Genomic DNA, 10,807 nt, shown 5'->3' on the forward strand with positions numbered 1-10,807 from the left:
CTCGGGCTTTCTCTGAGCAGGCTCAGCTCGCTGCCACCATTGCCGCCGCCAATGGCGCCACACAGGCCCTCGCACCAAGCAGCACCGGCATGGCGCGCTTCGGGCTCGGGCCGGGGCTGCTCGACCGTCGTCCCGACGACGTCTCGGGCTTCTCATGGTCACGCATGAGGCCGCGCTTGCGGAATCGGTCGCGCAGCGCATCCTGACGCTCGGCGCCCCGGGGGCGTCCTGAGATCCGACCGGGGGGACCGTGCGACAGCCATGACACCACGCTCCGTTTCGATCAGGGATGCGCGCGAGAGCGACCTTCCGGCCCTGGTCGCACTCGCCAATCACTATATCGAGCATACCAACGCCCTGTTCACGACCGAACTGCAGACGGTCGAGGGGCGTCGATCCTGGTTTGAGGGTTACGGCGCCGGCCGCTATCGCCTCCTCGTCGCCGAAGACGAGACGGGGCTCCTCGGCTGCACCTACAGCAGCCGCTATCGACCAACGCCCGCCTTCGATACGACCGTCGAAACCAGCATCTATCTGCAGCCGCACTGTCATGGTGCCGGGCTGGGCGCGAGGCTCTATGCCGCGCTCTTCGACATCCTGAGAACGGAAGAGGTGCATCTGGCGGTCGCCGGCGTCGCGCAACCCAATCCGGCATCCAATGCCCTGCACCGCAAATGCGGCTTCGAGGAAGTCGGCACCTTTCGGGAATACGCCCGTAAGCGCGGGGTCTGGATCAGCTCGACCTGGTTTCAAAAGCCGATCGCGTGAGCGCGCGGGCACCCAGGCCCTGCCGGCGAACGGGCAACCGGGGTGGTGTCGACAAGCCGCGACGGCGAGACCCTTCTTGGTAGGGAGCGCCCCTTGGACGGCGCATGCTCCCTCCGGCAAGAGGCCCGATCGATCGGTGAACAACGGCCACGCTCGAATTTGTGAAGTGGGGTCAGCGCCAGCGGCGCTTCTGTGACGGTAAGCCCGCAAGTCTCTGGATTCGCGACGCATTCGGCCCTCGCCCACGCGTTGCGGTCGCCCGGCAGAGGTCGTTCGGGGCCGGCAGCCACCCTTGCCTGCCCGCCGGCCGCCACCTTTATGGACAGGATGCCGAAGCAGGTCGCGCAGCCGGAGGGCTCGGAGCTTTCCGAGGGCCCACGCGCCTCCACCTGTCATCGCCACGGAACCGCGGAGACTGCGCCTTGAGCCATGATCGACCGACACGCCGCGCCGTTCTCGCGGGCGGCGCTACCCTCGCCGGGGCGGCGCTCCTGACGGGAGGGCCCGGTCTGCTGCTGCCCGCCCGGGCGCAGGGCCTCGCCCCCACGCCGACGATGCCGGGCGGCGCCAACAACTACATCCCCGGCGCGCCGATCGTCGGCCGCATCGGTGGCGGCGGCTTCTGGATGACAGGCACCGTGCGCCGGGCGGGCGACGGGGCGCCCCTGCCCGGGGTCCGCATCCAGATCTGGGCGCATACCACGGAGGGGCGCGAAAACGACCGCCACAGCCACGGCGCCACGCTGACCGCCGCGGATGGGACCTTCCGGCTGGAGATGCCCCAGATCATTCCGGCCTTCGGGCAAGCGCATGGCCATCTCGCCTATGAGGGAGACGGCTTCAAGACGGTCTTCCTGCGGCCCGTGATGGCTCGCTCGCGCGACACCAGCCTCAGCGCCCATTTCGTGCTCCAACCGGCCTGAGCGGCTTGCCGTCCGTCCGAAGGTTTCTTGTCTGGCTCGGGCTTGCGGTCGTCGCGGGGATCCCGATCGGTCTCGCCGCGGCGAGTCCCCTGCTCGCCTGGCGCGATGGCGTCTATATCGCGTCGAGCTTCGCCGGCATGCTCGCATTGGCGCTGCTGCTCGTTCAGCCGCTGCTGGCCGGGGGGTATCTGCCCGCGCTGCAGGCGCGGCGTGGCCGCCGCGTCCATGCCTGGCTGGGCATCGCCCTCCTCGCGCTGATCGGTCTCCATGTCGCGGGGCTGTGGCTGACGAGCGCGCCAGACGTGATCGACGCCCTGCTGTTTGCCTCCCCCACGCCCTTTTCCGCCTGGGGCGTCGTCGCGATGTGGGCCGCCTTCGCCGCGGCTGCGCTCGCGGCCCTGAAGACGCGCAGGCGACTCTCACCGCGGATCTGGCGCATCGGTCATACGCTGCTCGCGGTCGTGATCGTCATCGGCAGCGTCGTCCATGCCTGGCTGGTCGACGGGACGATGGAGCCGCTGTCGAAGGCGGCGTTCGGCCTGCTGGTGCTGCTGGCGACGGCCAAGGTCATCCTCGACCTGCGCGCCTGGACCCTGATCACCTCCCGTCGCCGGTCCAGCCACCTGCGGTAGACGCCGGCGCGGGAGGCTTGGCGGCCACTGGGCCTGCGTCCGGCCAGCCAGACCTTCGGGGGCAGCGTTTGCGCGAGGGTGCGCGTCTGCTGCTCGGCCGAAACCCGGCGCGTTCCCGTGACGCGTCAACGGAGCGTCCGCGACGCCGGCCCACGCGCCGCGCCTGAGACATAAAATTTCTGCAGAACGGCCTGATACAGAATAATATGATCGCGATCATGCCGAACGCGCACTGGATGGAGCGCTCGATGTTCTCGACCCGCAAGCTCACCGCCGATCTCGTGCAACTCGCGGACGCGCCGGCCTGCCTCTCGACCGCGGGCGTGAGCGGATCGCGATATCTGTCCGCGAATGCCGGCTATCTGCGGTTAATCGAGCGGGTTTGGCCGGAAATCCAGGGCAAGGAACTGCTGGCCACCGGCTCGGCCCTGAGCAGCGCGCAGCGCGACCGGCGCCAGTGGCTGCTCGAGACGAACGGATATTACGACGCCGAACCCGCCGAGTTGCGCTCGGCGACGGGCCGAATCATCGCCGTCGAAATCAGCTCTCAGAGGGTGTGGTGCAGCGGCGTCGCCTGCGATCTCGAATATTTCATGCCGTTGCCGCCCGAGAGAGCACCCCTCAGCGGCGCCGGACCCAGCGTCACATCGTCGCGCAGAGCGTGCTTCACACCCCGGTTCAGCGACAGCCTGACATCAATGAGCGGGCTGAACCGGCACATCCTGCTCGGACGCATCCTGTCGCTGGCCGCCGAAGGCGCGATGCTCGCCAGGCACCTGACGCAGCATCCGGACATCGTGGCCCCACTCACCGCCATCGCCGCGCGCCTGAGCGCGTTTCAGGTCGGCAACCGGGCGAGCCCCACCGGGATCGGCTTTGACTTTACCGAACTGGAGTATGAGCAACTGGAGGAACTGCTGCTCCAGACCTCAGGCGAGATCTGGCTGCTGATCCTGACCTGCGGCGATCGCGACATCGTCGAGGCGCTGCGATGCCTCGTTGCGAAGTACACCATGCCGAGGCCGGTGCTCGTCAGCCGGTGACGGACGCTGCCAGGCCCTCGGGCAGCGGCAGCACCTCTCTCATCCCACCGCCACGCAGACGCACTGCGATCGGCCGGCCGGCCGCATCCTCGAAGCGCAGCTCGCGCCAGCGCGGCGCCCTCGTGCCGGCGAGCGAGACAGCGACCGTCGCGACGCCGTCGCGCTTTTCGGCCACGACCGTGAGCAGGCAGGGCGGCGTCAGCGGCGGCTCGAGCACGCTCGCCCCGTCGTCATCATAGAAGTCAAGCCGGGCGGTTTCGCCGTCGGCCAGGGCGAGGCGCAGCGTCAGCGGTCCGATTTCGGTCGACAGCGCGGGTCCGAGCGGCAGGATCGAGCCGCCGCGCAGGAAGGCCGGGCAACGCCCCGGCGGCGCTTCGACCGTCACCGTCCGGCCGCCGGGATGGGGCGCGCCGGTCCAGAGATCAAACCAGCCTTCCGCACAGGCGGGCAGCCAGACCGCGCGCTGCGTCGCGCCCTTGTCGAGCACCGGCGCGACGAGGAGCCGCTCGCCGAGCAGGAAGGCGTCTTCCTCGGTGTAGCTTTCGGCCTGGTCGGGGAAATCGAGCGTCAGGGGCCGCAGGATCGGCTCGTGATCGCGATGCATCCGCCAGAGCAGATCATAGAACAGCGGCGTCAGGCGCTCGCGGAACGCCAGGCACGCCCGGATCTGCGGCAGCAGCTCAGGATACATCCAGGGCTCATTGGCGCTGCCATCGTCGTTCCAGGAATGGATCGTGAAGCGCGGCCAGAAGATGCCCTGCTCGATCCAGCGCAGGAACAATTCGGGCTCAGGCTTGGGGCCGGCGAAGCCGCCGATGTCATGGCCGAAATTGGCCAGCCCCGAGAGCGAGAAACCATGGCCCATGCGCAGGTTCCAGCGCAGCGTCTCCCAATTGGTGCGGTTGTCGCCGCTCCAGGTCTGGACATAGCGCTGCATGCCAGGCCCGCCGGAGCGCGAGATGAGATAGGGGCGCGTGCCGGGCGCGGCCGCCGTCTGCGCGATGGCGGAGGCGCGCATCATCAGATTGGTCTGGACCGGCCGTAATGTCGCGATCGTCGCCTTGTGGCCGGAGAGATCGCAGAGCGCAGCCTCGTCCCAGATCTCGAACTCGTTGTTGTCGTTCCAGGTCGAGTTGATGCCGTAGTCGATCAGCTGCTCCTTCACCTGGGTCGACCACCAGGCACTGGTCTTCGGGTTGGTGAAGTCGAGATAGGCCGCCGGGCCGCCCCAGAACTGCGTCACATGCGGCTTCGACGGGTCCTCGCTGTCGCGCACGAAGCCACCGAAAGCCTCGACCTCGGCGAAGCGCGGATGCTCCAGCAGCAAGGCCGGCTTGATGTTGGCGACGAGCTCGACCTGCGCGTCCCTGAACCGGGCGGTCACCGCCTTCGGATCGGGAAAGCGGTCGCGGTTCCAGGTGAAGACGCAGCGCTTGTCACCGACCAGCGTGTAGCCGGACGACATCTGGAAGGAGCCGCAGGGAATGCCGTGCCGCGCCAGCAGATCGAGGAAGCCGACGAGCTTGTCTGAGGCGTCGGGCGCGTCGGTGTAGGACATGGTCGAGCCGGAATACGGAATCGTCCAGCGCGGCGGAAAGGCGGCGCGCCCGGTCAGGGCCGTGAAGCGCTTGACCACGTCGCCGAGGCCCGGGCCCAGCACGACATAGAGGTCCAGATCGCCGTCGCAGGCTTCGAAGGAGCGGAACAGGTCGTGATAGGCGTCGAGCTCCTGGCCGAGGTCGAAGGCGCCGCGCGCGAGGTTGTCGTAGAACAGCCCGACGGCCTGCCCGCCACGGTCGGGCCGCACCGTCACCGACCAGGGGATGTGCTTGTAGAGCGGGTCCGAGCGGCCGGCATCGTAGCCGAGCGGGTCGGTCGCCCCCATGGCGAGCCGCCGGCCATGCTTGTCGGCGTCGCCGGACTTGTCGCCGAAGCCGTAGAAGCGCTCGCGCTCGTCGCGGACGAGATAGTGCCGGAAACGGTTCGAGCGGCGGTCGAAGGCATAGGCGTGGCTCGGCCGGTCCTTCAGCACGGATTCGAAAGGGGCATCGGGGGCGGAGCGGAGCTGCCAGTCCAGCATCAGGGGCGACCGGCGGATCCGCACGCGCAGCCGCGCCGTCTCGACCGTGATCGCGGCCTCGTCCTCCTCGATCGAGAAGGGCTCGCCGGGGAAGCCGGAGACGTCGAGCCGGTCGCGTCCGTCGATCGGGTCCGGGTCGCCGGTCCAGGCGATCTCCGGCGAGATCGACCAGGTCCTCGGCATCACAAGCCCACCCGGCCGTGTGATCAGCAGGCGCGCGAGATGTGCGTCGAGCAAATAGAGACGGGCGGAGTAGCCCGCCTCCAGCGCGAGATCGACATGGCTCGTGCCGGTTCCGGCGAGCCTCGCCCCGGTCAGCGGATGCATGGATGAAGCCTTACTTGATGAAGCCGAACAGGCGCGGCAGCCAGAGTGACAGCGCCGGCACATAGGTGACGACGAGCAGCGCGAAGGTGCTCGACAGGAAGATCGGGATCAGCGGCCGCGTGACCTTCTCGATCGACACCTTGGCGATGGCGCAGCCGATGAAGAGGGCGCTGCCGGTCGGCGGCGAGACGATGCCCAGGCACATGTTGAAGACCAGGATGACGCCGAAATGCACGGGATCGACGCCGAGCTGCGTCAGCACGGGGAGGAAGATCGGCGTGAAGATCAGGATGCCGGGGGTGAGGTCGAGGAAGGTGCCCATCAGCAGCAGGACAACGTTCACCAGCATCAGCGCGACATATTTGTTGTCGGAGATGGCGGTGATCCAGTCGCCGATCAGCTGCGGGATGCCGGCCAGCGACATGACATAGGCCATGGCGAGCGAGGTGCCGATCATCAGCGAAACCACCGCGGTGGCCTCGATCGTGTCGACGAGGATGCGGTAGAGATCGCCGAATTTCAGCTCGCGATAGATCGCCGCCAGGACCAGCGAATAGACCACCGCAATGGCGGATCCCTCGGTCGCGGTGAAGATGCCGCCGACGATGCCGCCGATGACGAGAACGATCAGCCCGAGGCTGGGCAGCGCGCTCAGCACGGCCGAGACCTTCTCGCGCAGCGGCAGCGGCGCCATCGGCAGGTAGCCGCGCCGCTTGGCCATGAACCAGACCGGAATCATCACGGACAGGCCCATCAGGATGCCGGGGATGTAGCCGGCCAGGAACAGCGCCGCGATCGAGGTGCCGCCGGAAACCAGCGAATAGACGATGAAAGCCCCCGAGGGCGGGATCAGCAGGCCCGTCGGGCAGGAGGAGATGTTCACCGCCGCCGAGAAAGCCGGATCGTAGCCCGCCTTGTCCTTCAGCGGCTGCATGGTGCCGCCGATGGCCGATGCGGCGGCGACGGCCGAGCCGGAGACCGTGCCGAACATCATGTTCGCGAGGATGGTGATCTGCGCCAGCGCGCCGGGCATCCAGCCGACGAAGACCTTGGCGCAGTCGATCAGGCGCCGCGCGATGCCGCCCCGGTTCATGATCGAGCCCGCCATGAAGAAGAACGGGATGGCGAGCAGCGCGAAGGAATCGAGCCCGGTCGCGATGCGCTGCGCGGTGACGGACAAGGCCGGCAAGGGCGGCATGATCGAGAGCAGCGCCGCGATCGCGGCCAGGCCCGTGGCGTGGCTGATCGGGACGCCGATGGCCATCAGCCCGATGAAGGCGACGGACAGGATGAGGGCGGGAGAAGCTTCCATGCCGGTCATGCCCGCTCAGTCGAGCGAGACCTCCTTGGCCGCGATCTCCTGACCGCTGGCGACCTCGCAGACCACCAGCACCGCGTAGATCGCGGTCAGCAGGCCCGAGAGCGGGATGATGGCGTAGACATAGGCCACCGGGAGCAGCATCGCCGGCGAGACCTGGCCGAGCCGCAGATTGCGCTCGACCAGAAGCCAGCCGCCCCAGACCAGCACGACGAGCGCGAAGACGATGACCAGCCCGGCGATCAGGATGTCGAAGCCGCGACGGACGCCGCGCGGCGCCATGTCGATCAGGCCCGTGATGGCGATGTGTCCGCGCTTGCCCAGCACATAGGCGGCGCCGAGCAGGCTGACCCAGATGAACAGGAAGCGCGAGAGTTCGTCGGTGAAGGACGTCGACGAGTTCAGGAAATAGCGCCCGACAACCTGCCAGACCACGCAGGCGAGCATGACGAGCGTCATCGGCACGGCGAGGGCCAGAACGAAGACGTCGAGCGTGCGGTGGATGCGGTGGAGCATGGCGGGACCTGACCGGGAGAGCGGCGCGCGATCCTCCCCTCTCCCGCCCCGGGAGAAGGGAGGACGCGCCTGTCGGCTTACTGCAGAGCCTGGATCTTCTCGGCGAGCGCGGCGACAGCCGGCACGGCCTTGAGGTCGTCGTACATCGGCTGGACGGCCTTGCGGAACGCCGGCTTGTCGGCCTCGACGAAGGTCACGCCCATCTTGACGGCGTCGCCTTCGGCCTTGTCGAGTTCCTTCTGCCAGTTCTCGTTATGGGCCTTGGAGGAATCGAGCGCCGCCTGGCGGACCAGTTCCTGCTGCTCGGGCTTCAGCTTGCCGAAGGTGACGCCGGAGGCGAGCACGACGTCGGGCACGCGGGTGTGCTCGTTGCGCGAATAGAACTTCATCACCTCGCCATGCTTGGCCAGCGTCAGCGCGGTGACGTTGTTCTCGGCCCCGTCGACAACGCCCGACTGCAGCGCGGTGTAGAGCTCGCCCCAGGCCAGCGGCGTCGCGGCGGCTCCCAGCAGGTTGACCATGCGGGTCGTGATCGGGCCGGGCTGGACGCGGATCTTCAGGCCCTTCAGGTCCTCGGGCGTCCGGATCGCCTTCTTGGCGTAGAAGGAGCGCGTGCCGTTGTCCTGATAGGCGAGGCCGAGCAGCGCCTTGGCCTTGCCGGCATCGAGGATCTCGCGACCGATCGGCCCGTCCACGACCTTGAAGAAATGGTCCTTGTCGCGGAACAGGAAAGGCGTGTCGAACACGCCGAAGGCGGGCTCGAACGCCGCCAGCGGCGACGCGTTGGCATGGGCGAAGTCGAGCGCGCCGGCCTGGAGCTGCTCCAGGAGTTCGCGCTGCTGGCCGAGCTGGCCGGCCGGGAAGACCTTGATCTCGATGTCGCCCTTCGAGCGCTCGGCGACGAGCTTGGCGAAGAGTTCGAGGGACACGTCGACCGGGTGGCCCTTGGCGAGACCGTGACCGAGGCGCAGCGTGGTCTTGGCCTGCGCCATGGGGGCGGCCGCGAGCGCGGCGGCGGCCAGGCCGGCGATCAGGATGGTGCGTCGTGTGGTGCTCATCTGCGTGTCCTCCGCGTCGTGTTCTGGTTGTGGGGTTTCGTGGTCTCGGCCGGGCCTGTCCGGTCTCGACGCCGTGCGGTTCATGCCCCAGCAGGGGTCTGCTGCTGCGCCAGTTCGGAATAGCGCTCCGAAAGGGTGGTGAAGGCTTTCTTCCGGGTGGTCTTGTCGGCGGCGATCAGGCCCTTGAGGTTCCAGCCGCGCTGATAAGCGGTCTGCCGCCGCTCGGTCCGGAAATCGTAGAGAATCCATGGGCAGAAGCCGCGCACATAGGGCGCGCTCTCGACCAGATCGAGCTGGCGCTCGTAGAGATCGGCCTGATGGGTCTCGCCGAAGAGTTCGCCCGGCCGCCCCTCCCGCCCGGCGACGGCGTCGGCGCCCGTCTCGGTGATGACCAGCGGCTTGTCGAGGTCGGAATTGGCGAAGAGCCTCTTCAACCCGTCGAGCGAGGGCTCGTACCAGCCGAAATATTCGTTGAGCCCGATCACGTCGAGCGCCTCCGAGAGCCTGTCCTCGACGCGGAAATGCTCACGGTTGATCAGGCAGGCCGCGGAGACGAGGCGGGTCGGGTCCATCTCGCGGCAAGAGGCGGCGAGCCCGCTCATGAAGGCGAGCCGCGCATCGGTGTCGGCATTCTCGTTGCCGACGCCCCAGATCACGATGCTGGCGCGGTTGCGATCGCGGCGGATCATCTCGCGCAGCTGGTTGTCGGCGTCGGCGAAGGTGTCGGGATTGGCGAAATCGATCGCCCAGTAGACCGGCACCTCCTCCCAGAGCAGGAGCCCGACCTCGTCGGCGATCCGCGCAGCGAGTTCGTGATGTGGATAATGCGACAGCCGCAGGAAATTGGCGTTGAGCGCCTTGGCATCGGCAAAGCGGCGGCGGATGTCGGCCTCGGTCGAAACCTTGCCGAGGTCGCGGTCGTCCTCGTGGACGCAGATGCCGCGCAGGAAGATGTCCTCGCCGTTGAGCAGGATGCGCTGGCCCTCGACCCGGATCTCGCGGAAGCCGACGCTGTCGGCGACCTCGTCCTCGCCGAAGGACAGGCGCACCGGATAGAGCTTCGGGCGGGCCGGGCTCCAGAGCTCGGGCGCCGCGTCGAATTCGATCCGGCCGACGCCCTCCGACACCGGGATCGCGACATCCTCCGCCAGCCCGTCGATGCGCAGCCGCGCCGTGCCGCTGGCCGGCCCGGAGAGCGTGACGTCGACGGCGATGCGCCGGCCCTGCGAGCCTGGGACGAGCGCGACCCCGAAATCGCGGATGAATACCGCCGGCACACGCAGCAGCCCGACCTCGCGGTAGAGGCCGCCATAATTGAACCAGTCGGTATGGTTCATCGGCACGCGCTCGGGCCGGCGCCGGTTGTCGACATTGATCTGCAGCCGGTTCGCGCCCGCCGCCAGATGCCCGGTCAATTCGATGAAGAACGGCGTGGAGCCGCCGCGATGGCTGCCGATGAAGACGCCGTTGAGGAAGACGCGCGCCTCGTAATTGGCCGCGCCGACGCGCAGGAACACGCGCTCCCCGGCCCGGCCCGGCGCGAAGGCCACTTCACGGGTGTACCAGGCGCCGCCCTCGAAATAGGTCCATTCCGGGCGCATCACGTTCCAGCAGGAGGGAACGGTCGTGGTCTGCCAGGCGCCGTCGTCGTAGTCACGCGGGGTCGTCCAGCCGCCGATCGGATCGGGCGCGTCCTCGAACCAGCGCTGGCGCAGCCCCTCGTCATGCATGTCGAGCACGAAGTTCCAGGTGCCGTCGAGCGATTCGAGCCTGCGGCCGGCGACGCTGATCAGATCACGCCAGCCGACGCGCCCCTCCGAGAAGGGAGCGGCATAAGCCTCGTCATGGAGATGGTGATAGGGATCGTGCCCCGGTTGGAGCACGAGCCCGCCGTCGCCGCCGGCAGCGATCATCTCGACCTTGGCGTCCATCCCGATGACACGTCTTTTTAGAAGGAAAACGATTTCCTCAATCCTAGACAAGCGCCGCCTTTCTGGCAACCATGCGCCGACCCCGTCATGAAGCGGGCCGAAGTCCGGAAGGCGTCGCAGGCTTTGAGCGATCACGTGACCAGCAAGTCGGGCGGCGCGCGCCCGGTCTCGATCGCCATGGTGGCGCGCCGCGCCGGCGTCTCGATCGCGA

At 68.1% G+C, this 10,807-nt stretch carries 9 protein-coding genes; 4 read left to right on the forward strand and 5 right to left on the reverse strand.

All coding sequences use genetic code 11. The features are described from left to right. The first annotated feature begins 261 nt into the window (after positions 1-261). The 4 genes from Q8M82_RS09425 to Q8M82_RS09440 all read left to right on the forward strand — a co-directional run bounded on the left by Q8M82_RS09425 (position 262) and on the right by Q8M82_RS09440 (position 3,366). Positions 262-768 (forward strand): GNAT family N-acetyltransferase, encoded by a 507-nt coding sequence (locus tag Q8M82_RS09425; RefSeq protein WP_305691104.1) that lies wholly within the window; start codon positions 262-264, stop codon positions 766-768. A 422-nt stretch (positions 769-1,190) separates the two neighbouring features. Next, positions 1,191-1,691: a peptidase associated/transthyretin-like domain-containing protein gene (locus Q8M82_RS09430; RefSeq protein ID WP_305691105.1), complete on the forward strand. Its 501-nt coding sequence runs from the start codon at positions 1,191-1,193 to the stop codon at positions 1,689-1,691. 5 nt (positions 1,692-1,696) lie between these two features. Next, positions 1,697-2,323: a ferric reductase-like transmembrane domain-containing protein gene (locus tag Q8M82_RS09435; protein ID WP_305691106.1), complete on the forward strand. Its 627-nt coding sequence runs from the start codon at positions 1,697-1,699 to the stop codon at positions 2,321-2,323. 206 nt (positions 2,324-2,529) lie between these two features. Next, a complete protein-coding gene (locus tag Q8M82_RS09440; RefSeq protein WP_305691107.1) occupies positions 2,530-3,366 on the forward strand; it encodes a hypothetical protein in 837 nt (278 codons plus the stop codon). Here the strand turns inward: Q8M82_RS09440 and Q8M82_RS09445 are convergent. The 5 genes from Q8M82_RS09445 to Q8M82_RS09465 all read right to left on the reverse strand — a co-directional run bounded on the left by Q8M82_RS09445 (position 3,356) and on the right by Q8M82_RS09465 (position 10,596). After that, a complete protein-coding gene (locus Q8M82_RS09445; RefSeq protein WP_305691108.1) occupies positions 3,356-5,773 on the reverse strand; it encodes a glycoside hydrolase family 31 protein in 2,418 nt (805 codons plus the stop codon). The two genes, Q8M82_RS09440 and Q8M82_RS09445, sit on opposite strands and share 11 nt — an antisense overlap. 10 nt (positions 5,774-5,783) lie before the next feature. Then, complete coding sequence (locus tag Q8M82_RS09450; RefSeq protein ID WP_305691109.1) at positions 5,784-7,094, reverse strand: TRAP transporter large permease; 1,311 nt, start codon at positions 7,092-7,094, stop codon at positions 5,784-5,786. 6 nt (positions 7,095-7,100) lie between these two features. Next, the gene (locus Q8M82_RS09455; protein WP_305691110.1) at positions 7,101-7,607 is read right to left on the reverse strand and encodes a TRAP transporter small permease; all 507 of its coding nucleotides are present in this window, start codon (positions 7,605-7,607) and stop codon (positions 7,101-7,103) included. A 77-nt stretch (positions 7,608-7,684) separates the two neighbouring features. Further along, positions 7,685-8,665, reverse strand: coding sequence for a TRAP transporter substrate-binding protein (locus Q8M82_RS09460; RefSeq protein WP_305691111.1), 981 nt, complete (start codon positions 8,663-8,665; stop codon positions 7,685-7,687). Between the two features lie 80 nt (positions 8,666-8,745). Then, the gene (locus Q8M82_RS09465) at positions 8,746-10,596 is read right to left on the reverse strand and encodes a glycoside hydrolase family 2 protein (RefSeq protein WP_305691112.1); all 1,851 of its coding nucleotides are present in this window, start codon (positions 10,594-10,596) and stop codon (positions 8,746-8,748) included. Between the last annotated feature and the right edge of the window lie 211 nt (positions 10,597-10,807).

Origin of the sequence: Allobosea sp. (assembly GCF_030694325.1) — a bacterium.
Lineage (GTDB): Bacteria > Pseudomonadota > Alphaproteobacteria > Rhizobiales > Beijerinckiaceae > Allobosea.